This is a genomic window from Frigoribacterium sp. CFBP 13729, assembly GCF_014841875.1.
GTDB lineage: Bacteria > Actinomycetota > Actinomycetes > Actinomycetales > Microbacteriaceae > Frigoribacterium.
Window position 1 is genome coordinate 218096 of the sequence record NZ_JACYUR010000004.1, and the last position, 25391, is coordinate 243486.

Here is a 25391-nt window from a genome sequence, read left to right on the forward strand (position 1 = left end):
CGGATCAGCCGCCGACGGGCGGGCCGACGATCAGCAGCAGCACGAAGACGACCACGACGGCCGCGAGCAGCAGCACGACCGCGAGGGCGAGGTGCCCGAGCACCCAGCGGAGGAGGCGGTCGAGCGGCCGGCGGTCGCGCGGGTCGCCGGTCGCCTCGCGCCGCCAGTCGCCGTCGAGCCCGCCGCGGCGGTCGATCCAGCGCTCGACGGGCAGCGAGGCGAACGGCACGACGGCGCTCGCGAGGGCGAGCACGGTCACCCCCGGCGACCAGCGCTGGTTCACGGCGACGACGACTCCCGCGACGAGGTAGGCGAGGAACACGAACCCGTGGATCGGCCCTGCGACGCTGACGGGCCAGTCGCCCACCTTCGCGACGTACTTCAGCAGCATCCCGCCGATCAGCAGGGCCCAGGTCACGACCTCGGCGACGGCGAACGAGCGGAAGAGGGCGCGGGGCGACATGGCGGCTCCTGGTGAGGGGGTCGGTGGGCCTCCATGGTCGCAGCACCGCCCTGGACGCCGCCTCCCCCGGTGCAGCGCCTGCACCGCCGCCCGTCCTCGCGACCACGAGAGGCCCCGGATCGACCTCGGAGCACCTCCGGACGTCGATCCGAGGCCTCTCGACCCGACCCGAGGGGCGGGGGAGGCGCGGCGTACGGTGGACCGATCGACGACGACCACGAAGGGCACTCCATGAGCGACCGCGACGCCGAGCAGCACCGCACGCACGACCGACACGAGCGCCCCGAGCGCCCCGGTGCGACGCGCCCCGCCTCCGACGGTCGGTCGCGAGGCAGGCTGCGCCCGCAGTGGCCGACCTTCCGCGGGTCGCCGTTCCTCTGGGGCGTGCTCGCGTTCCCGCTGTTCCTGCACCTGGTCACGGCCGCCGTCTCGCTCGGCCGCGGCGAGGCTCCCACGCCGTTCGGCATCGTGTTCCTGGTGCTGGTCGCGGTCGTGTTCGTCGTCTGCCTGATCGGCGTCGTGCAGACGCTCCGGCACCCGCGCCCCTCACGGCCGTCGTGGCTCGACGAGGGCGACCCGCGCGCCTGACCCGGTCCCCGGTCAGGCCGCGTCGCGGGCAGGCTCGGCGGGCTCGCGCAGCGCCGGGCAGTGCTCGGGGGTCGGGTGCCGCGCGATCTCGACCATGCGGTCGAGGGCGTCGCGCGCAGCGGCGAGGTCGGCCATCGCCGTGGTGATGCGCCGACGCTCCGCCTCGAGCACGGCGAAGACCTCGGGCGAGCTCGTGCCGGAGTCGACGCAGGGCAGCAGCTGCAGGATCGTGCGGCTCGGGAGCCCCGCCGTGAAGAACTGCTGGATCAGCTGCACCCGCTCGACCGCCGCCTCCGCGTAGCTGCGCTGGCCGCTGCTCGTGCGGTCGGACTCGAGCAGGCCCTGCTCTTCGTAGTACCGCAGCGCGCGCGTGCTGACGCCCGCTCGCTCTGCCACCTCGCCGATGCGCATCCGTGCCCCTGTGCTTCTTGGAAGGCGTCTCGGCCTGGTCCGCGTGTCGGACTTGCCCTTGACGTCAACGTGAAGTCCTAGCGTAGCCGACGCCGGGCCAGCCGAGACTGTCCGGCCGACCGTCCACGACCAGGAAGACACCACGCATGAACATCGACATCACCGGCCAGACCGTCCTCGTGACGGGGGCCAACCGCGGCATCGGCCGCCAGTTCGTCCTCGAGGCGCTCGAGCGCGGAGCCGCCAAGGTCTGGGCCACGGCTCGCCGGACCGAGACCCTCGACTTCGCCGACCCTCGGGTCGTGCCGCTGCAGCTCGACCTCACCGACCACGCCTCCGTGGTGGCCGCCGCCGCCGCGGCCCACGACGTGACCGTGCTCGTCGACAACGCCGGCATCGCGACCGGCGCGTCGCTGATCACCGGCGACCTCGTCGACGCCCGCCGCGAGATGGACACGCACTACTGGGGCACCCTCGACGTGATCCGCGAGTTCGCCCCCGTGCTCGCGGCCAACGGGGGCGGTGCGATCGTCAACGTCCTCTCCGCCCTCTCGTGGTTCGCCGCTACCGGCAGCGGGGCCTACGCCGCCGCCAAGGCCGCCGAGTGGAACATGACCAACGCCGTCCGGCTCGAGCTCGCCGCCCAGGGGACGCTCGTGCAGGGCGTGATGCTCGGGGCCGCGGACACCGACATCACGGCGAACTACGACGGGCCCAAGATCGACCCGCGCGACGTGCCCCGCAGCTCGTTCGACGGCCTCGCCGCCGGTGCGATCGAGGTCGTCGTCGACGACTGGAGCGCGATGGTGAAGGCGTCGCTCGCCGGCGACCCGGCCGAGTTCTACGCCAAGATGCGCGAGCTGCTCGGCTGAGCTGCCCTCTCGGCCGGCCCCGCGCCGAGTGGTCACGACGTGTCCTCGATCGAGCCGGGACCGACCACTTCGGACCACTCGAGGCAGGCGCGGGCGGTGCGGGCGGGTCAGACGCCGCCGAAGCGCTCCGTGCGGACGCGGGTCGGGTCGTGCCCAGCGTCGACCAGCCAGCCGGCGACGGTCTCGACGAACGAGTTCGTGCCGCAGACGTAGACGAGCGGGTGCGCGGACGCGGGCAGCACGAGGTCGAGCAGCTCGTCCCGGGTGAGCCTGCCGGAGGCGCGGGTCGCCCCGGCGGGAGCCTCGCGCGTGAAGACCCAGTCGACCCGCACCTCGCCCGCCGACTCCTCGGCGAGCGCCGCCAGCTCGTCGCCGAACCAGCGGTCGGTCGGCGTCCGGACCGAGCAGAGCAGCCGCATCGGCGGCGGCCCGCCGAGCGAGCCGGCGGCGCCGGCCGCAGCAGCGTCAGCAGCACCAGCACCAGCCCCCGCGGCCCGAGCACGCACCATCGCGACGAGCGGGGCGACGCCCGACCCTCCCCCGACCAGCTGCACCGGAGACCGGCCCGGTGCCGGTGCCCCGTCCGGCTCGGGCAGCACGGCGTGCACCGCCGAGTCGGGGTCGAACTCGGTCGGCGGCCAGACGAACCAGCCGCCGATCGGGCCGCGCACCTCGACCGGGTCGCCGACCTCGGCCGCCGAGACGAGGTACGGCGAGACCTCGCCGTCGGGGAGCTCCTCGACCGTGAGCTCGATCTGCGGTGCCCGGCCCGCGCCTCCTGCGCTCGCCCGCACGTCCGACAGCGAGACGTCGGACGACGAGACGTCCGACAGCGTGACGTCCGACAACGAGTACGAGCGGACGGCCTGGTAGCCGTCGTCCGCGGTGAGGCGGACGTCGACGTGCTGACCGGCCCGGGCCGGTCGCAGCCCCGGCACCTCGAGCACGATCGAGCGCCCGGTCGGGGTCTGCCCAGCCGCGGCGACGATCGTCGCCGGCATCCACCTGAAGGGGTCAGCGGGCAGCGACGCCGACGAGGAGGCAGGCGCGCCGTCGTCCGACGAGCTCACGCGTAGCGCTGTTCGCGCCAGGGGTCGCCGAGCGCGTGGTAGCCCATGCTCTCCCAGAAGCCACGGCGGTCGGAGGCCATCGTCTGGATGCCCTGCACCCACTTCGCGCTCTTCCAGAAGTAGAGGCCGGGCACGAAGAGCCGGGCCGGGCCGCCGTGCTCGGACCCCAGGGGCTCGCCCTCGTAGGTGTCGACGACCCAGGCCTTGCCGCCCAGCAGCTCGCTCAGGGGCAGGTTCGTCGTGTAGCCGCCGTAGCTCGTCGTCATCGCGAACTCGTGCGTGGTCTCGAGGCCGTCGAAGAGGGTGTCGAGCGAGACCCCCGACCAGTGCGTGCCGAGCTTCGACCAGCTCGTGACGCAGTGGATGTCGGTCTCGATCTGCTCGTGCGGCAGCGCCTGGAAGTCGGCCCAGCTGAGCGAGCGGCTGCCCTGCTCGGTGCCGAGCTGCAGCTCCCACCGCTTGATGTTCGGGGTCGGGCCGGCCGACAGCACCGGGAACCCCTTCTCGAGGTGCTGCCCCGGCGGGAGGCGCGGGTCGGCCTCGCGACGTCGGCCGAAGCCCGTGAAACCTGCCATGGTGCGCCTCCTCGTGGTCGACGCCAGGCTAGCCGCCCCGACCGACACCTGGTCGAGACGAACGGTCGGCGACTCAGGCCCTACGGCAGCTCCGCGGGTCCTACGGCAGCTCGAGGGAGACGGGCTCGGCGCCCTCCTCCGCGGGGACGACGTCGACCGTGACGGGGCGACCGTCCACGCCGGCGGGGAGCGCGTGCTCGGACACGGCCGGCACGAAGTCCATCGTGCACATGCCCGGGTCGGCAGGCGCGAGCCGCACGGTCACGGCGTCGGCACCGGCCGCCTCGACCGACTCGACGACCGGCGGGCAGGTCGAGCTGCCGAAGAGGGTCAGGGAGAACGACGTCCCCTCGTCGAGCCAGACCACCGAGGGGCTGCCCTCGGCGGCGCCGTCGTCCGTGCCGTCGCCGTCGTCCACCGGGACGGACGGGCTCGACGACCCGGTCGGCGCCGCCCCCGCGTCGTGTGCCTCGCCCGGCCCGGCCTGGGCGCACGCGCCCAGGAGGAACGTCGCCGCGACCGCCACGAGGGCGAGGCGAGCGGCGCGGACGGCGGCAGCTCGTCGGTGGGGTGTCGTCTGGGCCATGCACCCATGGTGCCAGGGCCGTCCACGGCCGCGCGCCTCCTCCGTGCCCGACCGCGGTCGGGACGAGTCCAGGAGCAGGCGAGCCTCAGGAGGCGGTGGCCCGGTCGGCCTCGGAGCCCTCGTCGACCATCTGCTGCCACCAGTCGGGGTGCAGGTCCACCAGGCGGACCCAGGCGTACCCGGCGACGACGCGGTCGACGTGCCCCGTCAGCTCGGCAAGAGCAAGCTCGCGCGCGTCGCCGACGTCGGCACCGCCGTCGAGGTCGCCGTCGAGGTCGCCGTCGCCCTCGACGTCGAGCGTGCCCAGCGCGTCGACCACGGCGACGGGCACGCGCCAGGCGTCCAGCCCCTCGAGGTGCCGCGGGACGTCGTCGACGACGCCGAGCAGCACGGGCACCGCCGAGGCCGCCCCCGTGGCGCCCAGGGCGGCGACGACGTCGAGGTGCTCCTCGTGCCAGTCGCCGTCCCAGAGCTCGGCGAGCAGCGGCACGTGGTCGCCGTCGAGCCCGAAGACGAAGCAGACCCGCAGCGCGGCCCACAGGTCGTCGTCGACCCGCGACCGCACGACCTCGCCCAGCAGCTCGAGCCCGAGGTCGCGCCCGTCCGGGGCGCCGAACCAGAAGAGGAAGTCGTCGGCGGCGATCGGCTCGGGCAGGCTGCGGATCAGGTGCCGCTCCTGGTCCGTCAGGCGTCCCTCCTCGCGCGGCCTCTGCACGGGCGCGTGGTCGAGCACGGCCAGCAGGGCTCGCATGCCCCGGCGACGCCGACCCGTCAGGCGGACGACGACGGCGGCGATCGACCAGAACAGCACGAGCGGGACGAGGTCCCCGAGCGCACGTGACAGGGAGGCGCTCGTGACGACGATGCCCACGGCCAGCACCGCGGGCAGCACGCCGGACATCGCGAGGGTGAACCACCGCGCGAAGCGCTGCGTGCCGAGCTCACGCCGCAGTGCCCGACGCCACGGGTCGAGGGGCACGTTGATCGGCAGCTGCCGACGACGGGCGGCCTCGAAGACCTCGACTCGGGTGATCGGCATGTGCACGGTCCAGATCGTTGCAGACTCTGCACGCTCAGCCGGACACCAGCCCGCGAGGCTGCGTCCCTGCTGGGAGTTGCTCGACACAGCACCCCACGGGAGTCGTACGGTGGACGGAGGTCAACTGCGAAAGGACTCCCACATGGCTGAGTACACCCTCCCCGATCTCCCCTACGACTACAGCGCCCTCGCGCCGCACATCAGCGCGACGATCATGGAGCTGCACCACTCCAAGCACCACAACACCTACGTCACCGGCGCGAACACGGCCAACGCCGCCCTCGCCGAGGCCCGCGAGACCGGCAACCTGGCGAACGTGAACAAGCTCGAGAAGGACCTCGCGTTCAACCTCGGCGGCCACGTCAACCACTCGATCTTCTGGACGAACCTGACCCCCGAGACCGGCGAGCCCACCGGCGACCTGCTCGAGGCCATCGGCCGCGACTTCGGCGACCTAGAGAAGTTCAAGGCGCACTTCACTGCCACCGCGCTCGGCGTGCAGGGCTCCGGCTGGTCGGTGCTCGCGTACGACGTGATCGGTCAGCGCCTCAGCGTCTTCCAGCTCTTCGACCAGCAGGGCAACGTGCCGTTCGGCCTCGTCCCGCTGCTGATGCTCGACGTCTGGGAGCACGCCTACTACCTCGACTACCAGAACGTGCGCGCCGACTACGTCAAGGCCTTCTGGAACATCGTGAACTGGGACAACGTCGGCCAGCGCTACGCCGCCGCGACCAGCAAGACGCAGGGCCTGCTGACCTTCTAGCAGCAGCCCGTCCTCGGAGGAGGCGCGGTGCGGGATCTCCTGCACCGCGCCTCCTTCGTGTTCCTCCTCCTCGATCCTCGGAATTCAGGAAGTCGCCGCCTCGGGTTCCTGATCCGTGCACGACTCAGGACGATGCATCCCCTCCTCGCGAGGATCAGGACCGATCTTCCTGAATGAGGAGAGGCGACGACGCGTCCGACCTCGGGATGAAAACCCGGGGCAGGAGGCGCGCCGCACGCGGCCCTGCACCTAACCTGGCGCACATGGCTGACGCGAGGCGGTGGGGGCGGCACGTCGTCGCGCCGGCCGCCGCCCTCGTCTACTTCGTCTTCTGGGTCGCCAGCTCGTGGGGCCGCGGCGGCGTCGCCGACAACACGGTGGTGTTCGGCCTCTTCGCGATCGCGATCGCCCTCGCCTGGTGGATCCCGACCACGTCGCTCGCGCTCGTCGTGGTCGTCCCGGTGCTGCAGCTGCTCGGGCTCGCCGAGGCCCCGTCGCAGGACACCTGGACGGCCTACGTCGCCATCGCCCTGGTGATGGCCTTCGTGGCGGTGAAGCCGTCGCCCTGGCTCCGGCTCGCCGCGCTGCTCGTCGCCGGCGTCGCCGCCGGCCTCGCCGCGTGGCTGCTGGCCGTGCCGACCCTGACGCGGCCGCAGAGCTGGAGCACCTGGGTCGGCGCCGGCACGACGGGGCTCCGCATCGAGTTCTCGCTGCTCACCGCCGCCCTGTTCGGCGTCTTCGCCGGTGCGTGGGCGATCGGGGTCGCGTTCGCGAGCATCCGACGGGTGCTCGTGATCCGGCAGGCCCTGGAGGCGACCGAGACCCGCTTCGAGGCGACCGACCTCGAGCTGCGGCTCGCCCAGGACAGGGCGCGGATCTCCCGCGACGTGCACGACGCCCTGGCGCACTCCCTCGCCGTCGTGGTCTCGCAGGCCCAGGGCGGGCTCGCCCTGCAGGCGACCCGCCCCGAGGTCGCGGAGGAGTCCCTCCGCACCATCGCCGAGGTCGGCCGCACGGCCCTGCTCGACGTCCGGCGGCTGGTCGAGCGCATCACGCAGGACGACGACGTCACTGCTCCGCGCGAGACGCTCGCCGACGTCGACGCCCTCGTCGTCGCGATGCGCGAGGTCGGGATGGAGGTGGACGTCACGACCGAGGGAGCCCCCGGGCCCCAGGGGCCGGCCGGCGCCCTCGCCCCCTCGCAGGAGCTCGCCGTCTACCGCATCGTGCAGGAGAGCCTGACGAACGCGCTGAAGCACGCGGGCACCTCGAGCCGCGTCGCCGTGCAGCTCGACTGGCGCGGCCGCGGGCTCACGCTGCAGGTCACGTCCCGGGGCCGCGGAGCCCCGCTCGTCGCGGCCCGCACCGGGGCCGACCGCGGCGCCGGCGTCCGCGGCATGACCGAGCGTGCCCGCCTCGCGGGCGGCTGGCTCACGGCGCAGCCCTCAGCGGACGGGACCGCCTTCGAGGTGACCGCGTTCGTGCCGACGACCGGCGCCTCCTCGGTCGTCTCGCCCGACGCCTCCTCCGCCCCTGCCCCCGCACCTGCCTCTGCCTCTGCCCCCAACGAGAGAAGCTCCCCATGACCGACTCGCCCGCCGCCGGCACCGCCAGCCCGGCCGTCATCACCGTCGCCGTCGTCGACGACCAGCCGCTCTTCGCCTCCGGCCTGCGGATGCTGATCGAGGCGCAGCCAGACCTGCGCTGCGTCGGCACCGCCGTCGACGGGCGCGAAGCGCTGGCGCTGGTCGAGCGCGAGCACCCCGACGTGGTGCTGATGGACCTCCGCATGCCCGTGATGAACGGGCTGGAGGCGACGGCCCGCATCCTCGAGGGGGTCTCGCCCGACGACCTGCCCCGGGTGGTCGCCCTGACGACCATCCAGCGCGACGAGGCCGTGTTCGGGGCCCTCAAGGCCGGGGCCTACGCGTTCCTCACGAAGGACGCGACGCCCGACGAGGTGCTCACGACGATCCGCGCGGCGTGGGCGGGCGACCCCGTGCCGACCGCCGCGGCCGCGCTCGACGTCGTGCACGAGTTCGCCGTGCCGACGACCCCGGCCCCCCGCGTCGACCCGCTCGAGCCGCTGTCGCCTCGCGAGCGCGAGATGTTCACCCTCGTCGCCCGGGGGCTCAGCAACATCGAGATCGCGGGCGAGGCGTACCTGAGCGAGGCGACGGTGAAGAGCCACGTCCGGTCGGTGCTGCAGAAGCTCGGCATGCGCAACCGCGTGCAGATCGTCGTCTTCGCCTACGAGAACGGCCTCGTGCCCGCCTCCGACGGCGGGCCGAGGCCGCGCCGGTGAGGGCCGGTCGCCGAGGGGCGGGTCGGTGAGGGGCCGGCCGGTGAGGGCCGGCGGCCGGGAGCGCGTCGCGAAGCGGGTCACCGTCGTCGCGGTGGCCGCGCTCGTCGCCGGGGTCGTGGCCGTCGGCATCCCCGCCAACGCCGCCTGGACCCTGCCCGACCTGCCCGAGAAGGACCAGGCGTCGTGGACGATGCCCCTCGACCAGTACGTCGGGGTCGGCGTCGTCCGCCTCAACTACGCGACCGAGCTGCTCATCCAGGACTGCATGGTCGACGCCGGCCACGACGACGCGGTCGTGCCCTGGCGCGACGTCGACGCGGCCACGAACGCCACCGAGCGCCAGCCGCTCCGCGCCTTCGACCTCGCCGCCGCCCGCGAGCGCGGCTACCACGTGCCTCCCACCGTCGACGCCGGTGCCGACGCCTGGCGGGCCTTCGAGTACCGGGAGACCTCGCCCGACGAGGCGGCCGACCGCGCGACCTGCCTCGAGCGCGCCTACCGCCAGCACCCCGAGCTGCTGACGGGCGCCTCCGCGTCGTCGACCACAGGATCAGTGGGCGACGTCGCCATCCGGCTGAGCAACGCGGCGTTCCTCGAGGCCCGGCAGGACGCCTCCGTGCGCCGGGCTGCCGACGCGTGGCACGCCTGCATGCTCGACCAGGGCGTCGACGCCGGGCCCTGGGCCGACGACCTGCCGGACGACCCGGCGGACATGCCCACCACGCGGATGGCCCAGACCTTCACCTCGTACGACCCCGCGACCCCCGTCGGCGACGAGGAGCGCGACCTCGCCGAGACCGACGCCGCCTGCCGTGCCGCCTCGGGCTACCTCGACGCGCTCTACGAGGCCGAGTGGCAGCAGCAGCTGACCGTGCCGCACGACTACGGCGAGCGCCTCGCCCAGATCGACACGGGCCCCCTCGTCGCGGCGCAGCAGCTCGTCGACCGCACGATCGAGCGGCTCGGACCCGAGCGGCCGACCGGCCTCTAGGAGGCGAGGATGCCTCGGCCCTCCGACGGGGGGTTACGAAACGGGTCGTGGAGTATGCATGATGGGGTACAGAGGAACACTGACGGGGCGGGGGCGCCTGCCGGTCGGCTGACGCTGGTCAGTCGATCGGGGGACGGTCCGTCGGCCTGATCAGCGCGGCGAGCTCGTCGGCGAGGCCGGCGGACCGCGGCGACAGGAACGACGGCAGCACGAAGCGCATCATGTCCTGCAGCCGCTCGAAGACGTCCGCGTGGCCGGTGCTGAGGGCCGAGAATGTCTGCACCCCGCTGAAGGCGCCGACGACGAAGCGCGCCGCGCGGTCGACGTCGAGGTCGTCGCGGAACGTCCCCTCCGCGACCGCGCGCCCCACGTGCCCGGCGGTCTCGTCGACCCAGGCGAGCGCCGAGGGCGCCCGGCTCGGCACCTCGCCGATCGACTCGGTCGACAGCCGCAGGCCGGCCGCGACCATCGGCTCGGTCGAGAGCTGCGTCGCGAAGGAGGCGCACGCCAGCATCAGCGCACCGGCCGCGGACGGCGCACCCGCGATCGCGAGCTCGGTCCACGCCCCCGACAGGCGCTGCTGCTCGGCGACGACCGCACCGGCCAGGTCGGCCTTCGAGCGGAAGTGGAAGTAGAGGGCGCCCTTGGTGACCCCGGCTGCGTCCGTCACCTGGTCGAGCGACGTCTCGGCGTAGCCCCGGGCGAGGAACACCGAGGAGGCGCCGTGCAAGATGGCCGCCCGCGTCTCGCGGGCCCTGCGCTGCTGCGCCACGGTCGCCTCCTGCCCTCTGGTCGTCGCGTGCGTTCTTCTCGTCGCGCGCGTGCTGCGGGTCGCGTGCCCGTGGTCGGCGGGCGTCGGCGTCGGCAGCCGTGACGAGGTCATCCCAGGGTAGGGCCCCGGGGCGGTACCGTCTGGGCATGACGACCGTGCTGCGCCTCATGCCCGACGACCGGCTCGGTCCCTGGATCGCCCGCTCGCAGGCCGCGTACGAGCAGTCGCGGCTCGCGTCGGGCGAGCCGGCCGAGATCGCGGCGGAGGCGGCGCGTGCCTCGTTCGAGCAGAACTTCCCCGGCGGCCGCCCCGCGCCGGGGCACCTCGTGCACGACGTGGTGGTGACGGTGTCCGGCGGCGACGGCGGTGGAGCCGGAGCCGGCGAGAACAGCGGCAGTGGCGGCCACGACACCGTCGTCGGCGTCCTGTGGATCGGGCCGTTCGCCGAGGGCAGCGACGCCTGGTGGGTATGGGACGTCGAGATCGACGAGCGGCACCGCGGCGCCGGCCACGGCCGTGCGGCGATGCAGCTCGCCGAGGAGGAGGCGGCCCGCCACGGCGCCGCCACCCTCGGCCTCAACGTGTTCGGCTACGACACGGCCGCCCGGGCGCTCTACGAGTCGCTCGGCTACGAGACGACGGCGGTGCAGATGCGCAAGCCGGTCGGCAGCAGCGGCAGCAACAGCAGCAGCGGCGGCGGCGGCGGCGGCGCGTAGTCTCCGCGCACGTCTGGGCACCGCGTTCCGTGCACCGCACCCGATCCCGACGCGGTGCGTCCCACGAGAGGCGGTGCAGCGGCCCCGAGGCCGTCGTGCCTCAGCGCGCGGGAGGCGGGGCGCCAGGCGCGGACGGGGCCGACGGGACCGGCACGGCGGTCGCGGCCACCACCTCCTCGGCGTCGGCGGCCAGCACCCCGTCAGCCTCCGCGGCCAGCGCCTCCTCGGCATCGGCGGTCGGCGCCCCGGCCGCAGCAGCGGCAGCGCGCCCGCCGCGCGGCGGGCGGCTCGCGAACAGCACGCCGGCGACGACGACGAGCCCGGCGCACACCTCCACGAGGTCGGGCACCTCGTCGAAGGCGACCCACGACGCGGCCACGCCGACGACGGGCACGAGCATCGAGAACGGGGCGACGGTGCTCGACGGGTACGCCGCGAGCAGCCGGGTCCACAGCCCGTAGCCGAGCACCGTCGCGACGAGCACGACGTAGAGCAGGCCGATCACCGACGGCAGCGCGGCGACGGTGAACGCCCCGGCCAGGCTGTCCCCGATGCGCTCGGGACCCTCGACGACGAGCGCGAGGGCGAGCATCGGCACGGGCGGCACGACCGACATCCACAGCGTCAGTCGCAGCGGGTCGGGGGCGGCCGCACGCCGGACCGCGACGTTGCCGAGGCCCCAGCCGATCGCCGCGCAGAGCGTGAGCACGACGGGCAACAGGGCCGCGACCTGCGACCGGTGCGCGGCGATCACCGCGAGCGCCAGCACGGCCACGCCGATGCCGATCGCCTGGCGCCGCGTGATGCGCTCGCGCAGCCAGATCGCCGCGATGACCACGGTGGCGGGCGCCGACGCCTGCAGCACGAGCGACGCGAGGCCCGACGGCATGCCCGCGGCCATGCCGAGGTACAGGAACCCGAACTGCAGGATGCCGAGCCCGAGGCCCACCATCAGCAGCCGCGACCACGGGATCGCCGGCCGCGGCACGAACAGCAGGGTCGGCACCGCGAGCAGTGCGAACCGCAGCGCCACGAGGAAGATCGGCGGGAAGTGGTCGAGCGCCAGCGCCGTCATGGGGAAGTTGACGCCCCAGCACACCACGACGACGAGGGCGAGGAGGCGGTCGCGGGGGCTCATGGGACCAGCTTGGCGGAGGTGCGGATGCAGGACCAGCGCAGGTCTCGTCATCGACGATGTAGCGTCCCTTCATGGAGATCCAGCACCTCGACCTGCTGCGCGAGCTGGCGGACCGCGGGAGCGTCACCGCCGTCGCCGCGGCCGTGCACCGGTCGCCGAGCGCGGTGTCGCAGCAGCTGCGGACGCTGCAGCGCCAGCTCGGGGTCGAGCTCGTGCGGCGGTCGGGACGCGGGGTGCAGCTGACCGACGCGGGGCTGGTGCTGGCACGCGCCTCCATCGCGGTCTCGACGGCCGTCGCCGAGGCGGAGGCGGCTCTCGACGCGCACCGCGGCGGCCGGGTCGGCGTGGTGCGGCTGACCCTGTTCCCCTCGGCGGCGGAGCTGCTGCTGCCAGGCCTGCTCGTGCGGATGCGCGAGCACGCCGGGATCGAGCTCGAGATCAGCGACCGTGACGTCTCCGAGGACGAGTTCGCACAGCTCACGGCCGACGTCGACGTGGTCATCGGGCACCGCTCCGACGGCGTCGTGCCGGTCGAGCACCCCGGCCTCACCGTCGTGCCCCTGCTGCGCGAGCCCCTCGAGGTCGCCCTGCCGCTCGACCACCCCCTGGCCGGTCGCGAGCGCGTCACCGTGGCCGACGTGATCGGCGAGCCCTGGGTCGGCGTGCCCGAGGGGTACCCCATCGACCGCGTGCTCGTCTCGATGGCGCTGCAGTCGGGGGTCGTGCCGCGGGTCGTGCACCGCACGGTGCACCTGCCCGTGATCGAGGCGATGGTCGCCGCGGGGCTCGGCGTCGCGCTCGTGCCCCGGCACACGTCGGCCGGGCGGGCACCGGGGCGGTTCCGCCTGGCGACGCTCGACAGCGTGCAGGCCGGCCGTCACGTCGAGGCGCTGATGCGTCCGGAGCGGGCGGCCCGGCCGGTCGTGCAGACGGTCGTCGCGGAGATCGCTGCCGAGGCGCGGGCGACCGAGGCCGCCTCCGAGGAGGCGCGTCGCGCCTCCTGAGGCCGGGTCGCGGCGTGCTGAGGCCGGGTCGTGTCGCCCGGGACGAGGGATGGCCCCCGGCTCACGGGAAACGAGTCGGGAGCCGTGCCGCCGGACGGGGACCGGCGCGGCGGGCCCGGGGGCCCGTTGCCGATGACGGTACGCCGCCAGCAGGCCCCGCGGAAGGGGCCTAGCGCACGCCCTTCGTGGCGAGGAAGGCGACCGGGTCGGTCGCGATGCCGCCGCGACGGATCTCGAGGTGCAGGTGGCAGCCGGTCGAGCCGCCGGCGGTGCCGACGCCCGCGATGTCCTGGCCGGCTGAGACCGACTGGCCGTTGGCGACGTAGATGCCCGAGCGCTCCATGTGCCCGTAGGCGCTGCTGATGCCGTTGCCGTGGTCGATGATGATGAGGTTGCCGTAGCCGCCGGCCACGCCCGCGTAGGTCACGGTGCCCGCCGCGACCGAGTAGATCGGGGTGCCGCAGCTCGCGCCGAAGTCCGCTCCGGCGTGCAGCTTGTACTCACCGGTGATGGGGTGTACCCGGTAGCCGTACGCCTGGTACGAGGAGTACGAGCGGATGCCCGCGACCCAGCCCGTCCCCGGGTCGGGCACGGACGTGCCGGGCGAGCCGGGACCGACCGGGCGCGATCCGCCGCCGCCCCGAGGAGGTGCGGGCGCGGCCGCGGNCGTAGGCCTGCTCGAGGGTGAGCCGGTCGTCCTGCAGCGCCTCGGCCTGTGCGGCCAGGGTCGCCTTCTCCTCGTCGACGGCCGCGACGTCGCGCTGGGCGGTGTCGCTCGCGGCCACCGCCGCGTCGAGGGCGTCGGAGGCCTCGTCGGCCAGCTCGTCGCGCTCGGCCAGGGCGACCGCCGCCTGGTCGGCGAGCGAGGTCGCGAGGTTCTCGGCCGACACGGCGCGCTCGCGCAGCGTGCTCAGGTTCTCGCCGATCTTGGTCGACATGCTGAGGCCGCGCAGCACCGTCTCGGCGTCGGCGCCGGACGACAGCAGGTCTCCGGTGAGCCCCCCGCTGCCCGGACGGGCGAGCAGCGCAGCGGCCTGGCCGACCACGACCTGCGCGGCGTCGGCGTCGGCCCGTGCGGCCGCCGCCTCCTGCTGCACCGTCTCGTACTCGCCGGTGGCCTCGTCGACGGCGAGCTGCGCCTCCGTCAGGGCGGCACCGGCCTCGTCGGCCGCGGTCTGGGCGTCGGCGGCCCGGGTCGACGCGGCCTCGAGGGCGACCTGGACGTCGGCGAGCGCCGCCTTCTTCGCCTGCTCGGAGCCGCGGGCGTCGAGCACCTGCTGCCAGCTCGGGCCGGCCGCCTGGGCCGAGGCGGGAGCCGCCAGCACGGGGACGGCCGCGAGGCCCACGACGAGCAGGGCGGCGATCGCCGCGCGCGACGCGGTGCGGGAGGCGCCGACGCGGAACGAGGGGGGAGCGGCGCGGAGCGGGGCGGACGAGGGGGCAGGGCGGCGGAGCATGGTTCTCGGTTCGTCGTGTGGCGGCGGCAGGACCAGCGGTGGGCCGGTCGTGATCACGCTGCTCGGGCGCGGCGGTCCGTCCACCCTACCGACCGCCTCCTCGTCGCACCTCCCCCCGTGAGCGGTACACGACACCTGTGGACCATCCCGCCCCTGTGGAGGGATGCCCCTGCCCGCCGAGTCGGCTCCGCACATGCCGACCGTGAGCCCCTCGAGAGCCCCAGAACAACGGGATCTCCCGTCATAGCAGCTCCTCTGGTCGGCATCTGCGGAAGCGAACCGGGCGCCGGGGACAGCCGGTGTCCCCCGAAGGGCCCCCTGCGCCCGGGCGCGCGCCGTGTTGTCATGGAGGTCCACCATCGTCGGGGCCCTCCCCACGGCGCCCGGGAACGGGATCGATGCCGCACCTGACGCCGCACCTCCTGCGCACCGCCCTCGGCACGCTCGTCGTGGCCGCGGCCCTCGGCGTGGTCGGGTGCACCTCCGCCGACCGCGACACGGCGGACCCGACGGCGGACGCGACGGCGAGCCCGACGGGCGACACGACGGGCACGCCCGCCCCCACCGGGGACGCAGCCCCGCGGCCGTTCGGCGCGATCACCCCGGACACGATCCGCTCCGCCCCCAACACCCTCGTCTTCGACGGCGGCCTGGCTGTCGAGCCGAACTCCCTCGCCGCCCGGGCCGCGGACCGCCTCACGGCCGACGGCGACGCCGACGCCGCCCGGGCCGCCGAGCTGATCGCCGAGCGCCCCGTCGCCCTCTGGCTCGGCGACGGGCACGACGACGCCGCGCTCGTCGACGAGATCACCGACTACCTCGTGGCGGCCGAGATCCAGGACGCGACGCCCGTCTTCGTCACCTACGCGATCCCCGACCGCGACTGCGGCAACTACTCCGCGGGGGGCCTCGCGGCCGACGACTACCCCGCCTGGAACCAGCTCGTCGCCGACACCCTGCGCGGCCACCGCGCGGTCGTGATCGTCGAGCCCGACTCGCTCGGCATGCTCACGCGCTGCCCCGACCTCGCCGACGAGAGGATCCCCCTGATCCGCGAGTCGGTGGCCGCGTTCGCCGACGCTGGGGTGCCCGCCTACCTCGACGGCGGCAACTCGAACTGGGTGCCCGCCCGGGAGATGGCGGAGCGGCTCGAGCAGGCCGGCATCGACCGCGCCCGCGGCTTCTACACGAACGTCGCGAGCTTCTACCCGGTCGACGACGAGCGCGCCTACGCCGAGCGGGTCAGCGAGCTCACCGACGACAGCCGCTACGTCATCGACGTCTCGCGGAACGGCCAGGGCTGGCGCGGCACCTGGTGCAACCCCGAGGGAGCCGGCCTCGGCCAGGACCCGCACGTCACCGGCGGCAGCAAGGGCCTCGACGCGTTCCTCTGGGTGAAGACGCCGGGCATCAGCGACGGCACCTGCAACGGCGGGCCGCCCGCCGGCGAGTGGTGGGCGTCGTTCGCCGAGGGCCTCGTCGAGCGCCGGAGCGACTAGCCCGCAGGAGGCGCGGGCCGGGCCCGCAGGACCGCGTCAGCGGCTGCGCAGCAACTCCAGGAACTCGTCGGCCATGGCGAGCTGCCGCTCGAGCCGGGCCCGGCGCTCGGCGGCGTCGGCGATGAAGGCGTCGAGACGGGCGCGGGTGTCGTCCACCGCGCCTCCTCCGCTCTCGGCGCTGTCGGCGCTGTCGGCTTCCGCCGCCCCCAGGGCGTCGACGACGCGCAGCAGCTCGGCCATCTCGTCGAGCGAGAAGCCCAGCGGCTTCATGCGCCGGATCACCATCAGCCGCGAGAAGTCGGCGTCCGTGTAGAGGCGGAACCCGCCCTCGCTGCGGCCTGAGGGGGTGAGCAGCCCGACCTCGTCGTAGTGCCGGATCGTGCGCAGCGACATCTCGGCACGGTCGGCGAGCTCGCCGATCTGCATCATCGGTGCGTCGACGTCCGTCATCGTCACTGGCCCATCTCTACCCTCACGTGAGGGTAGGGTTGATCACACGGCAGTGTCGCCGGTCCCCCGATCTTCCCACCACCCCCACCCGGAGCACGCCGTGACCGCCGATACCCCCCAGCCCCGCGCCGTCGCGCCCGCTCGTCCCGACGACAGCGTGCGCGCGGTGCTCCGCTCGCCGCGCCTCCTCACCCGGGAGGCGCTGGCCGGCATCGTCACCACCCTCGCCCTCGTGCCCGAGGTGATCTCGTTCTCGGTCATCGCCGGCGTCGACCCGATGGTCAGCCTGGTCGCGTCGGTCGTGCTCGCCGTGGTGATGTCGCTGCTCGGCGGCAGGCCCGCGATGGTGACCGCCGCAGCGGGCTCGGTCGCCCTCGTGATCGCGCCGCTCGTGCGCACCCACGGCGTCGAGTACGTGCTGCCGACCGTGCTGCTGGCCGGCGTCATCCAGATCGTCTTCGGCACCGCCGGCCTCGCCCGCCTCATGCGGTTCATCCCGCGCTCGGTGATGATCGGCTTCGTCAACGCGCTCGGCATCCTGATCTTCGTCGCGCAGGTGCCGCACCTGATCGACGTGCCGTGGATCGTCTACCCGCTCTTCGCCCTGACCATCGCGATCGTCGTCCTGCTGCCGCGGTTCACGACCGTCGTCCCGGCGCCGCTCGTGGCGATCGTGGTCGTGACCGTCATCGTCGTGGCGGCAGGCCTGACCGACGTGCACACCGTCGGCGACGAAGGACCGATGGGAGGCGGCCTGCCGGGACTCACCCCGTGGCTGGTGCCCCTCAGCCCGGAGACCCTCGGCATCATCCTGCCCACCGCGCTCAGCGTCGCGTTCGTCGGCCTGATGGAGACGCTGCTCACCGCGAAGCTCGTCGACGACATCACGGAGACGCCCTCGCACAAGGGCAAGGAGTCGTGGGCCCTCGGCGTCGCGAACATCGCCGCGGGCGCCTACGGCGGCATCGCGGGCTGCGCCATGATCGGCCAGACCGTCGTCAACGTGAAGATCGGCCGCGCACGGACGCGGGTCTCGACGCTCGCCGCCGGGCTGTTCCTGCTGCTGCTGGTCACCGGGCTCAGCTCGGTGATGGCGCGGATCCCGATGGTCGCCCTCGCCGCCGTGATGATGGTGGTCGCGATCACGACCGTCGACTGGCACAGCGTCCGGCCGTCGACGCTGAGGCGCATGCCCGTGCCGGAGACACTGGTCATGGTGGTCACGGTGGGGGTCGTCGTCGCGACGAACAACCTCGCGATCGGGGTCGCCGTCGGCGTGCTGCTCGCCATGGTGCTGTTCGCCCGGCGCATCGCGCACGTCATCCGGGTCGAGCGGACCGTCGAGCCGGCTGCCGGCGACAGCGCCCGCGTCCGCTACGACGTCGTCGGCCCGCTCTTCTTCGGCAGCAGCAACGACCTCGTCGAGCACTTCTCGTACGCGGACGACGCGCTGCTCGCCGAGTCCTCGGGGGTCGCCGGCGCCCACACGCACGCCGAGTCGCTCGAGGTCACCGGCGTCAGCACGACAGCGTCACCCGACGGCGAGGAGGCGCGGCGCACGGCGCGTCCAGAAGCGACCGTCCTCGTCGACCTGAGCCGCGCCTCCGTGTGGGACGCCTCGAGCGTCGCCGCCCTCGACTCGGTCGGGACGAAGTTCGCGGCGCACGGCCTCGCCGTCGAGTTCGTCGGCCTCGACGAGCGCAGCGGCTCGTTCCACGGGCGCCTCACGGGGCAGCTAGGCGGCTGAGCGCGCTGCGGGCCGCGCGGCGGCGCGCTACGCGCCGATGCGCACGAAGTGGTGCGGCGAGTCCCAGATGGGCCGCACGCTGACGAACCCACCGGGCTTCGGTGCGTCGAGGATCATCCCGTTGCCCGCGTAGATGCCGTCGTGGGCGAGGTTGTCGAAGACGACGAGATCGCCCGGCACCGCGTCGGCGGCCGAGACCCGCGTGCCCTCCGTGTCCTGCGTGGGCACGTAGTGCGTCAGCTCGATGCCGAACTGGGCGTACACGAACGTGATCAGGCCCGAGCAGTCGAACGCGGTCGGGTCTTCGCCGCCGTGCACGTAGGGCGTGCCGATGTACTGCATCGCGACGGCGAGCACCTGGTCGCGGTCGAGGGTGTCGTAGAGCGGGTCGGCCAGGTAGGAGGCGGTGGTCCGGCCGTCCCACTCGCTCGAGGTCGCCGCCTTCGCGTTGCGGAGCAGCTGCGTCTGAGCGTCGACCATCGACGTCGCGGAGTACTCGTCGCGCTCGACGTCGTCCAGGACGACCGCCGCGTCGACGGAGAGGTGCTGCTGGCCGCTCGCGGAAGCGGCGGCGGAGAAGCCCGAGCCGCCGGCCGCGGCCTGCGCCTCCTGGTCGGAGCCGGCGACGAGCGGCAGCGTGCCGCTCGCGGCGAAGCCCACGAGCGCCGCGACGACGGAGACCTTCTTGACGACGGCGACGAGCCGGCGCGAGACGGGAGCAGGTGAGGCCGCTGCAGGCGAGGCCGGGGCCCCGGCGGACGACGACCGGCCGGCACGCGCGTCCCGTCGGGCCAGCGCGAGCAGCCCGCGACGCTCGGCGCGGGCCGACAGCGCGGCGCGGGCCGCGCGTCGGCCGCTCAGCCCGGGCACCGTCACGACGGCGGCCTCGGCGGCGGCGACGGACGCGTCGACGAGCGCCTCGGGCTGCACGAACGAGGCCCGGCAGCTCTGCGGCAGCACGGCGGCCTCGGCACGACGACGACCTCGGGGACGCAGCAGCGGGGCAGCCTCTCCGCCTCGTCCGTGCGCGTCGTGACCTGACGGGCTCGGGGAGGCGGTGGTCGTCACGCGGGCGGTCCTCACGGTAGGTCGGTCAGGAGGGAACGTTCGACTGTATCGCGGTTCGTCCCCCGAGCCGAGTCCGCTCCCAGGTTCATCCGGGTCAGCGGCGGCGGGTGAGCCGTCTCACCCGTCGCGCTGTCGCCTCCTCAGCTCACGGCGCAGCGCGCGCCGTTCGCGCCAGGTCGGCGAGGCAGGCGGGACCGCCGCGGCGCGGGCCGCTCGACGGTCCTCGCGGCGCTCGCGCCACCTCCTCAGCTCGTCGTCGACGTCGCGGGTGGGCGTCACGACGGGAGGTCCGCCGGTCAGCTGGCGCCGCGCCTCCACGATCCGGGAGTTGAAGTCGTCGAGGTGCGCGCGCACCGCGGCCTCGGTGCCGAGGCCGTCGAGCACGTCGTCGAGCTGCTGGTGCTCGGTGCGGAGCGAGAGCGCAGGAGGCGCCAGGCCGGTGAGCCCCTCCCTCTCGATCAGGCCGCGGATCCACCAGTCCGGGTCGACCGTGCCGCCGGCGAGGCCGGGCAGCGGCTTGCCTGCGAGGGGCAGGTCGTCGAACTCGCCGCGCTGCACCGCAAGATCGATCGCGGTGCGGGCCCAGGCGCGCATCTCGGCGGCGGTGCGGGTGTCGCGCGGGGCGTCGTCGGGCGGGCGCTCGCCCTCGGCCCGGTAGCGGGCGGCGGCGACGCGCGGGTCGCTGCGGCGCGGGTCGCTGCGTGCCGGGTCGTCCCGGGCCGCCGGGGCGCCCTCCTCCGCTGACATGCCGTCGAGGGTACGCCGCGCCTGCCGAGCGGTCCCAGGCTGCTCGGGGTCACCCCGGCCCGCAAATGCCGACCGCAGGGCCTGCAATGCAGGGATATCCGGGTATCACGAGGCGCCGAGGGCGTCCCCGGTCGGCATTTGCGGAGCCGAGTCGAGCGGAGCCGGCCGGAGCCGTGCGGGTCGCTCTCGGTCGCAAATGCCGACCGCAGGGCCTGCAATGCAGGGATATCTGGGTATCACGAGGCGCCGAGGGCGTCCCCGGTCGGCATTTGCGGAGCCGGGTCGGGCGGAGCCGGGTCGGGCGGAGCCGGGTCGGGCGGAGCCGGGTCGGGCGGAGCCGAGCCCGGCCGAGCCGGCCGGAGGCGAGCTACAGGTCGCGCACGCTCACGACCGCACGCAGCGCCGCGATCGCGTCCGGGTCGCCCGAGCCCAGCCCGTGGCGGGTCACGTTCAGCGCGCCGGCCGCGGTGCCCGTGACCACCGCCTCCTCCAGTCCGCCGCCCGCGGCGAGCACGGCGGCGACGCCGGCCGTGAGCGAGTCGCCCGCGCCGCGGGTGTCGACGACCTGCATCGACGGCACGCTCACCTCGAACACGCGTGCGCCGGGCCCGTCGAGCACGAAGGTGGGCAGGTCCGAGCAGGTGACGACGACCGACGACGCCCCGCGCAGCCGCAGGTCGCGCATCGCCTCGACGATCTGCTCGGGGGTGCTCTCGGTGATCAGCTCGTCGGCGAGCAGCTCCTGGTCGCTGACCTTGAGCACGTCGACGCCGCCCTCGAGCACCGCCTCCAGCCGCTCGCCGGCGAGGTCCGCGACGACGACGCGGTCGACGGCCCGCAGGTCGGCGGCGAGACGCCGGTAGACGTCGACGGGCAGGGTGTCGTCGCCGGACGGGCCGCTGAGCACCGTGACGTCGGACTCGAGCCCGGCCCGCAGGGCGAGTCCGTACAGCTCGTCGAGGTCGTGCCGACTGAGCGCGTCGCCGGGGGTCTCGACGAGCTCGTCCCGCTCGCCGTCGCGGCGGTCGTGGACGTAGGCCGCGCCCCGGCCCTCGCGGCGGACCGACAGCAGCGGCACGCCCTCGTCGTCGCAGAGGTGCCCGACGACCGCGCCCGTCTCGCCGACGAGCGCGGCGACCACGACGACCTCGGCGCCGAGGGTCTGCAGCATCCGCGCCTGCCAGAGGCCCTGCCCACCTGCGTGCACGTGCACGTCGGCGCTGGAGCCGTGGTCCTCGACGGTGACCGTGAGCACGGGAGAGGGGGCGAAGACGGCGACTCGGCCTGCCATGGTGGTCCGTTCTGTGGGGCCCCGCGGGTGCGACGGCTGACAGGCAGAACGAACCACGTGGTGCGGTGCGCGGCTCCCAGCAGTCTCCCGGGCGGCTCTGTGATGGCGGAGACCCCGGCAGAGGAGGTGCGCGGCGGCCCCGCAGGCCGAGCCGAGGAGGCGCGGGGCAGCGCCCGCAGGCCGACCAGTCCCCCGAGCGGGTGACTCCGAACCATCCTCATGACCACCACAGCGAGCGCGATCCGCGAGGGAGTGACGACGGCGTCCCTCGAGCGGGCGTGGGAGATCGGGACCCCGATGACGCCGGTCGGGTTCTACCCGCGCTCCGGCCCCCTGCCTGCCGTCGTCGCCGTCCACGGACAGACCGGCCCCTGGGACGCCCCGGGCCAGACCCGCCGCCTCGAGCTCTCCGGCGGCGGCCGGCTGGTCGAGACGCTCGTGACCGTGGCCCGTCCGGCGCTGTTCGTCTACGAGCTGACCGACTTCCGTGGTCCGCTCCGCTCGCTCGTCGAGCGCGGCCGCGCCGAGTGGTGGTACGAGCCCCTCGACCGCCAGGACGAGGAGGGCTCCGGCACCCGCATCTGCTGGCAGTACTCGTTCGACGCGAAGCCCGGGCGTGGGCTGCTGGTGCGTGCCGTGGTCCGGCTGCTCTGGGGGCCGTACATGACGAAGGTCCTCGGGGGCGTGACCGCCGAGATCGACCGGGTCGCCGCCTCCTCGGACCAGGCTCCCACCGCCTGAATCGGGTCAGGCCCTCACCGCCCGCCCTACCGCCTGAAGCTTGCAGCGACCGCAGCTTCACAGCAGTGTCGGGGCAGCTTGGGGGCACGCTGACAGCGCCGATCGACTTACCGTCGATCAGACCCCCTTCGCCGCGCGTGCGCAGGGCCCGCTGCCTCACAGCCCGACCTCTGCGGAGAGACCTCCCGTGAACATCACCCTGACCACCTGGCTCATCACCATCGGTGTGACGATCGCCTTCTTCGTCTACGAGTTCTTCACGCACGTGCGCAAGCCGCACGAGCCCACGATCGGCGAGTCCGCTCGCTGGTCGGCCTTCTACATCGGCCTCGCGCTGCTCTTCGGCGTCGGCATCGGCTTCACGAGCGGCTGGGGCTTCGGCGGCGAGTACTTCGCCGGCTACCTCACCGAGAAGGCGCTGTCGATCGACAACCTCTTCGTGTTCCTGCTGATCATGACCGGCTTCGCCATCCCGCGGATGTACCAGCAGAAGGTGCTGATGATCGGCATCGTCATCGCCCTCATCATGCGCGCCGGCTTCATCGCCGCCGGCGCCGCGCTGATCGAGAACTTCTCGTGGGTCTTCTACATCTTCGGCGCCCTGCTCTTCGTGCTGGCCTACCAGCAGCTCAAGGGCGACCACGGCGGCAACGCGGCCGACAACATGTTCGTGCGCGTCGCCCGCCGCGTCTTGCCGGTGCACGACGACTTCAACGGCGACAAGTTCACCGTCAAGGTCTCGGGCAAGCGCTTCGTCACCCCGCTGCTGCTCTGCGTCATCGCGATCGGCTTCGTCGACCTCGTCTTCGCGCTCGACTCGATCCCCGCGATCTACGGCCTCACCAACGAGGCGTACATCGTCTTCACGGCGAACGCGTTCGCGCTGATGGGCCTGCGTCAGCTGTACTTCCTGATCGGCGGCCTGCTCGAGCGCCTCGTCTACCTGTCGCAGGGCCTCGCGGTCATCCTGGCCTTCATCGGCGTCAAGCTCGTCTTCCACGCCCTGCACGTCAACGAGGTGCCCTTCATCAACGGCGGCGAGCCGCTGCTCTGGGTGCCCGAGATCCCGATCTGGCTGTCGCTGCTCTTCATCGGCGCGACGATCACGGTCGCGACCGTGGCGAGCCTCGCCAAGACCCGCGGCGACGCCGAGAAGAAGAAGCGCGACAAGATCGAGGGCGAGCCGATCACGCACGCGCACGGCTCGGCCGCCTCGAAGAAGGACGACAGCGCGGCGCACTAGCCCGCACCGCTCGTCTCCTCCTCGCACCGCACCGCCGCAGAGCGCTGCGTCCCCGTCTCGGGGACGCGGCGCTCTGCCGTTCCCGGGCCGCCGCCTCCTGCGGCCATGCCCCCGCGGAACACCTCGTCGTGGACCGAGCACCCCGAAACGAAGAGGTGTTTCGTCCACAACGGGGTGTCCCGCCGCTCGGGTGCAGTGCAGATGCGTGCAGACGCAGACGCAGACACAGGAACAGGCACAGACGAAGGAGGCGCGGTGCCGGTCAGACCGACACCGCGCCTCCTGCGCGCACCTGCCCCGCGCACCCTGCCTCAGCAGCAGCGCGCGGGGCTCGGGCTCATGACGTGGCTGCCGCCTCCTTGGCGCGCTTCGCCGCGGCGTCCGACTCGGCCTTCTCGGCCGCGAGGCGCTCGTCGCGCTTCGCGCCGGGCACCCAGCCGCCGTCGACGAGCTTGATCTGGTAGATCGAGGCGCCGATGACGAGGGCCGCACCGATGACGAGGCTGAGGATCACGCCCACCATCGGGCTGCCGAGGAAGCTGGCGCCGATCAGCGTGCCGAACCAGCCGAAGTCCGCGTCGCCGAACGTGCTGTTCGCGAAGCCGAGGTTGCCGAGCACGAGCAGCAGGATCGCGGGCAGGAACGTGATGATCAGGCCGTTGACGAAGCCGCCGACCATCGCGCCGCGGCGTCCGCCGGTCGCGTTGCCGAAGACGCCCGCTCCACCACCGGTGAAGAAGTGGGGCACCATGCCGGGCAGGATCAGCGCGAGGCCGAACACCGGGTTCAGCCACGCGGCGAGCACGCCCAGGGCGACGAGGCCGCCGGCGAACGACGAGAGGAACCCGATCAGCACGGCGTTCGCGCCGTACGGGAACACCAGCGGGATGTCGAGCGCGGGCTTGGCGCCCGGCACGACCTTCTCGGCGATGCCCTGGAACGCGGGGACGAGCTCGCCGAGCACGGTGCGCACGCCGTAGAGGATGATCGCGACGCCGACGCCGAACTGCAGCGCCTGGGCGAAGCCGGCCATGATGAACGCTCCCGCGTCGGTGACCCCGAAGATCTCGAACGCCTCGGCCTGCGGCAGGCTGATCAGGCCCCAGATCGTGAAGACCAGGTAGATCAGCACCATCGAGAGGCTCGTGGCGACCATCGAGTCGCGCAGGAACTTGAGGCCCTGAGGGAACTTGATCTCCTCGGTCGACTTGCTCTTCGTGCCCACCGCGATGCCGGCCGAGGCCGCCGCGACGTAGCCGAGGGTGCCGAAGTGGCCGATGGCGATCGAGTCGTCACCGGTGATCTTCTTCATGAAGGGCTGCGCGAACGCGGGCATGACGACCATGATCACGCCGAGCAGCACGGCGCCGAGCAGGACGGTGAGCCAGCTGAGGCCGTCGCCGAGGCCGACCGACAGCACGACGGTGAGCAGCACCGACATGAACACCATGTGGTGCCCGGTGAGGAAGATGTACTTCAGCGGCGTGAAGCGCGCGAGCGCGAGCATCACGAGGAAGCCCAGCACGAGCACGTAGGCGCTCTGCGCGCCGTACTGCTCCTGCGCGACGGCCGCGATGACCTCGTTGGTGGGGATGACGCCCTGGGCGCCGGTGACCGCGAGGATCAGCGTGCCCAGCGGGTCGAGCGCCCCCGTGACGACGGTGGCGCCCGCCCCCAGGATCAGGAAGCCGATGGCCGCCTTGAGCGCGCCTCCCACGACCTGTCCGGCGTTGCGACGCAGGGCGATCAGTCCGATCGCCGTGATGATGCCGATCAGGTAAGCAGGCACGTTGAGGATCTGCTTGCCGATGAAGTCGAGTACGACGACCAGCCACTCCATTGGGACTCCTTAGTT

The 25391-nt window shown here is 73.6% G+C and carries 26 protein-coding genes; 12 read left to right on the forward strand and 14 right to left on the reverse strand.

All coding sequences use genetic code 11. The annotated features are described in order from the left end of the window. Positions 1-4: 4 nt before the first annotated feature. Positions 5-463 (reverse strand): DUF3817 domain-containing protein, encoded by a 459-nt coding sequence (locus IFT77_RS13360; RefSeq protein WP_192042920.1) that lies wholly within the window; start codon positions 461-463, stop codon positions 5-7. A gap of 231 nt (positions 464-694) precedes the next feature. Between IFT77_RS13360 and IFT77_RS13365 the strand changes: the two genes are divergently transcribed. Beyond that, on the forward strand, positions 695-1051 hold the full coding sequence (locus IFT77_RS13365) for a hypothetical protein (protein ID WP_192042919.1): 357 nt from the start codon (positions 695-697) through the stop codon (positions 1049-1051). A 12-nt stretch (positions 1052-1063) separates the two neighbouring features. Here the strand turns inward: IFT77_RS13365 and IFT77_RS13370 are convergent, their stop codons facing one another. Next, a complete protein-coding gene (locus IFT77_RS13370; protein ID WP_192042918.1) occupies positions 1064-1462 on the reverse strand; it encodes a MerR family transcriptional regulator in 399 nt (132 codons plus the stop codon). Between the two features lie 152 nt (positions 1463-1614). Here IFT77_RS13370 and IFT77_RS13375 point away from each other — a divergent pair, with 152 nt between their 5' ends. Next, entirely contained in the window at positions 1615-2334 is a 720-nt protein-coding gene (locus tag IFT77_RS13375) for an SDR family oxidoreductase (protein WP_192043007.1), read from the forward strand. A gap of 107 nt (positions 2335-2441) precedes the next feature. Here the strand turns inward: IFT77_RS13375 and IFT77_RS13380 are convergent, their stop codons facing one another. The 4 genes from IFT77_RS13380 to IFT77_RS13395 all read right to left on the reverse strand — a co-directional run bounded on the left by IFT77_RS13380 (position 2442) and on the right by IFT77_RS13395 (position 5604). Continuing rightward, positions 2442-3404 (reverse strand): FAD-binding oxidoreductase, encoded by a 963-nt coding sequence (locus IFT77_RS13380; RefSeq protein ID WP_371741058.1) that lies wholly within the window; start codon positions 3402-3404, stop codon positions 2442-2444. After that, entirely contained in the window at positions 3401-3979 is a 579-nt protein-coding gene (locus tag IFT77_RS13385; protein ID WP_192170257.1) for a molybdopterin-dependent oxidoreductase, read from the reverse strand. Before IFT77_RS13385 ends, IFT77_RS13380 begins: the two co-directional genes overlap by 4 nt. Before the next feature lie 100 nt (positions 3980-4079). Beyond that, positions 4080-4565: a hypothetical protein gene (locus IFT77_RS13390; protein ID WP_192170258.1), complete on the reverse strand. Its 486-nt coding sequence runs from the start codon at positions 4563-4565 to the stop codon at positions 4080-4082. Between the two features lie 85 nt (positions 4566-4650). Further along, positions 4651-5604, reverse strand: a complete 954-nt coding sequence (locus IFT77_RS13395; RefSeq protein WP_192042916.1) for a hypothetical protein — start codon at positions 5602-5604, stop codon at positions 4651-4653. A gap of 142 nt (positions 5605-5746) precedes the next feature. Between IFT77_RS13395 and IFT77_RS13400 the strand changes: the two genes are divergently transcribed. The 4 genes from IFT77_RS13400 (at position 5747) to IFT77_RS13415 (ending at position 9663) form a co-directional block, all read left to right on the forward strand. Beyond that, entirely contained in the window at positions 5747-6367 is a 621-nt protein-coding gene (locus tag IFT77_RS13400) for a superoxide dismutase (RefSeq protein WP_146905495.1), read from the forward strand. Between the two features lie 263 nt (positions 6368-6630). Further along, complete coding sequence (locus IFT77_RS13405) at positions 6631-7953, forward strand: sensor histidine kinase (RefSeq protein WP_192170259.1); 1323 nt, start codon at positions 6631-6633, stop codon at positions 7951-7953. Then, the gene (locus IFT77_RS13410; protein ID WP_123548391.1) at positions 7950-8672 is read left to right on the forward strand and encodes a response regulator transcription factor; all 723 of its coding nucleotides are present in this window, start codon (positions 7950-7952) and stop codon (positions 8670-8672) included. The genes IFT77_RS13405 and IFT77_RS13410 overlap by 4 nt, the downstream gene beginning before the upstream one ends. A gap of 40 nt (positions 8673-8712) precedes the next feature. Next, on the forward strand, positions 8713-9663 hold the full coding sequence (locus IFT77_RS13415; RefSeq protein ID WP_192042913.1) for a hypothetical protein: 951 nt from the start codon (positions 8713-8715) through the stop codon (positions 9661-9663). A gap of 118 nt (positions 9664-9781) precedes the next feature. Here IFT77_RS13415 and IFT77_RS13420 read toward each other — a convergent pair whose 3' ends face one another. Next, positions 9782-10546 (reverse strand): ScbR family autoregulator-binding transcription factor, encoded by a 765-nt coding sequence (locus IFT77_RS13420; protein ID WP_192042912.1) that lies wholly within the window; start codon positions 10544-10546, stop codon positions 9782-9784. 35 nt (positions 10547-10581) lie between these two features. On the opposite strand from IFT77_RS13420, the gene IFT77_RS13425 reads away from it, so the two are divergent. Continuing rightward, positions 10582-11151 (forward strand): N-acetyltransferase, encoded by a 570-nt coding sequence (locus tag IFT77_RS13425; RefSeq protein WP_192170260.1) that lies wholly within the window; start codon positions 10582-10584, stop codon positions 11149-11151. Positions 11152-11251: 100 nt separating this feature from the next. Here IFT77_RS13425 and IFT77_RS13430 read toward each other — a convergent pair whose 3' ends face one another. Beyond that, positions 11252-12289, reverse strand: a complete 1038-nt coding sequence (locus tag IFT77_RS13430; RefSeq protein WP_192170261.1) for an EamA family transporter — start codon at positions 12287-12289, stop codon at positions 11252-11254. A gap of 71 nt (positions 12290-12360) precedes the next feature. Between IFT77_RS13430 and IFT77_RS13435 the strand changes: the two genes are divergently transcribed. Next, positions 12361-13293 (forward strand): LysR family transcriptional regulator, encoded by a 933-nt coding sequence (locus IFT77_RS13435; protein ID WP_192170262.1) that lies wholly within the window; start codon positions 12361-12363, stop codon positions 13291-13293. Positions 13294-13462: 169 nt separating this feature from the next. Here the strand turns inward: IFT77_RS13435 and IFT77_RS17530 are convergent, their stop codons facing one another. Continuing rightward, complete coding sequence (locus tag IFT77_RS17530; protein ID WP_192170263.1) at positions 13463-13885, reverse strand: M23 family metallopeptidase; 423 nt, start codon at positions 13883-13885, stop codon at positions 13463-13465. Between the two features lie 1263 nt (positions 13886-15148). Here IFT77_RS17530 and IFT77_RS13450 point away from each other — a divergent pair. Continuing rightward, positions 15149-16249, forward strand: a complete 1101-nt coding sequence (locus IFT77_RS13450; protein ID WP_192170265.1) for a glycoside hydrolase family 6 protein — start codon at positions 15149-15151, stop codon at positions 16247-16249. Positions 16250-16285: 36 nt separating this feature from the next. Here IFT77_RS13450 and IFT77_RS13455 read toward each other — a convergent pair whose 3' ends face one another. Further along, a complete protein-coding gene (locus tag IFT77_RS13455; protein ID WP_192170287.1) occupies positions 16286-16699 on the reverse strand; it encodes a MerR family transcriptional regulator in 414 nt (137 codons plus the stop codon). Positions 16700-16799: 100 nt separating this feature from the next. On the opposite strand from IFT77_RS13455, the gene IFT77_RS13460 reads away from it, so the two are divergent. Further along, positions 16800-18446, forward strand: coding sequence for a SulP family inorganic anion transporter (locus IFT77_RS13460; protein WP_192170266.1), 1647 nt, complete (start codon positions 16800-16802; stop codon positions 18444-18446). Positions 18447-18473: 27 nt separating this feature from the next. On the opposite strand, the gene IFT77_RS17535 is transcribed toward IFT77_RS13460, so the two are convergent. The 3 genes from IFT77_RS17535 to IFT77_RS13475 all read right to left on the reverse strand — a co-directional run bounded on the left by IFT77_RS17535 (position 18474) and on the right by IFT77_RS13475 (position 21552). Beyond that, a complete protein-coding gene (locus IFT77_RS17535; protein ID WP_192170267.1) occupies positions 18474-19514 on the reverse strand; it encodes a C40 family peptidase in 1041 nt (346 codons plus the stop codon). 117 nt (positions 19515-19631) lie between these two features. After that, a complete protein-coding gene (locus IFT77_RS13470; RefSeq protein WP_192042904.1) occupies positions 19632-20261 on the reverse strand; it encodes a DUF1992 domain-containing protein in 630 nt (209 codons plus the stop codon). 367 nt (positions 20262-20628) lie between these two features. After that, entirely contained in the window at positions 20629-21552 is a 924-nt protein-coding gene (locus IFT77_RS13475; RefSeq protein ID WP_192170268.1) for a PfkB family carbohydrate kinase, read from the reverse strand. Positions 21553-21771: 219 nt separating this feature from the next. Here IFT77_RS13475 and IFT77_RS13480 point away from each other — a divergent pair, with 219 nt between their 5' ends. Then, a complete protein-coding gene (locus IFT77_RS13480) occupies positions 21772-22293 on the forward strand; it encodes an SRPBCC family protein (RefSeq protein ID WP_192170269.1) in 522 nt (173 codons plus the stop codon). 187 nt (positions 22294-22480) lie between these two features. Continuing rightward, positions 22481-23536, forward strand: a complete 1056-nt coding sequence (locus tag IFT77_RS13485) for a TerC/Alx family metal homeostasis membrane protein (protein ID WP_192170270.1) — start codon at positions 22481-22483, stop codon at positions 23534-23536. Between the two features lie 337 nt (positions 23537-23873). On the opposite strand, the gene IFT77_RS13490 is transcribed toward IFT77_RS13485, so the two are convergent. Further along, positions 23874-25376, reverse strand: coding sequence for a PTS ascorbate transporter subunit IIC (locus IFT77_RS13490; RefSeq protein ID WP_192042901.1), 1503 nt, complete (start codon positions 25374-25376; stop codon positions 23874-23876). Positions 25377-25391: the final 15 nt, after the last annotated feature.

What these genes read in the sequence shown, in the direction of transcription:
- IFT77_RS13360 (WP_192042920.1), bottom strand. Translation starts at nt 463, where the DNA reads ATGTCGCCCCGCGCCCTCTTCCGCTCGTTCGCCGTCGCCGAGGTCGTG.
- IFT77_RS13365 (WP_192042919.1), top strand. Translation starts at nt 695, where the DNA reads ATGAGCGACCGCGACGCCGAGCAGCACCGCACGCACGACCGACACGAG.
- IFT77_RS13370 (WP_192042918.1), bottom strand. Translation starts at nt 1,462, where the DNA reads ATGCGCATCGGCGAGGTGGCAGAGCGAGCGGGCGTCAGCACGCGCGCG.
- IFT77_RS13385 (WP_192170257.1), bottom strand. Translation starts at nt 3,979, where the DNA reads ATGGCAGGTTTCACGGGCTTCGGCCGACGTCGCGAGGCCGACCCGCGC.
- IFT77_RS13390 (WP_192170258.1), bottom strand. Translation starts at nt 4,565, where the DNA reads ATGGCCCAGACGACACCCCACCGACGAGCTGCCGCCGTCCGCGCCGCT.
- IFT77_RS13395 (WP_192042916.1), bottom strand. Translation starts at nt 5,604, where the DNA reads ATGCCGATCACCCGAGTCGAGGTCTTCGAGGCCGCCCGTCGTCGGCAG.
- IFT77_RS13400 (WP_146905495.1), top strand. Translation starts at nt 5,747, where the DNA reads ATGGCTGAGTACACCCTCCCCGATCTCCCCTACGACTACAGCGCCCTC.
- IFT77_RS13405 (WP_192170259.1), top strand. Translation starts at nt 6,631, where the DNA reads ATGGCTGACGCGAGGCGGTGGGGGCGGCACGTCGTCGCGCCGGCCGCC.
- IFT77_RS13410 (WP_123548391.1), top strand. Translation starts at nt 7,950, where the DNA reads ATGACCGACTCGCCCGCCGCCGGCACCGCCAGCCCGGCCGTCATCACC.
- IFT77_RS13420 (WP_192042912.1), bottom strand. Translation starts at nt 10,546, where the DNA reads ATGACCTCGTCACGGCTGCCGACGCCGACGCCCGCCGACCACGGGCAC.
- IFT77_RS13425 (WP_192170260.1), top strand. Translation starts at nt 10,582, where the DNA reads ATGACGACCGTGCTGCGCCTCATGCCCGACGACCGGCTCGGTCCCTGG.
- IFT77_RS13430 (WP_192170261.1), bottom strand. Translation starts at nt 12,289, where the DNA reads ATGAGCCCCCGCGACCGCCTCCTCGCCCTCGTCGTCGTGGTGTGCTGG.
- IFT77_RS13435 (WP_192170262.1), top strand. Translation starts at nt 12,361, where the DNA reads ATGGAGATCCAGCACCTCGACCTGCTGCGCGAGCTGGCGGACCGCGGG.
- IFT77_RS13450 (WP_192170265.1), top strand. Translation starts at nt 15,149, where the DNA reads ATGCCGCACCTGACGCCGCACCTCCTGCGCACCGCCCTCGGCACGCTC.
- IFT77_RS13455 (WP_192170287.1), bottom strand. Translation starts at nt 16,699, where the DNA reads ATGACGGACGTCGACGCACCGATGATGCAGATCGGCGAGCTCGCCGAC.
- IFT77_RS13470 (WP_192042904.1), bottom strand. Translation starts at nt 20,261, where the DNA reads ATGTCAGCGGAGGAGGGCGCCCCGGCGGCCCGGGACGACCCGGCACGC.
- IFT77_RS13475 (WP_192170268.1), bottom strand. Translation starts at nt 21,552, where the DNA reads ATGGCAGGCCGAGTCGCCGTCTTCGCCCCCTCTCCCGTGCTCACGGTC.
- IFT77_RS13480 (WP_192170269.1), top strand. Translation starts at nt 21,772, where the DNA reads ATGACCACCACAGCGAGCGCGATCCGCGAGGGAGTGACGACGGCGTCC.
- IFT77_RS13490 (WP_192042901.1), bottom strand. Translation starts at nt 25,376, where the DNA reads ATGGAGTGGCTGGTCGTCGTACTCGACTTCATCGGCAAGCAGATCCTC.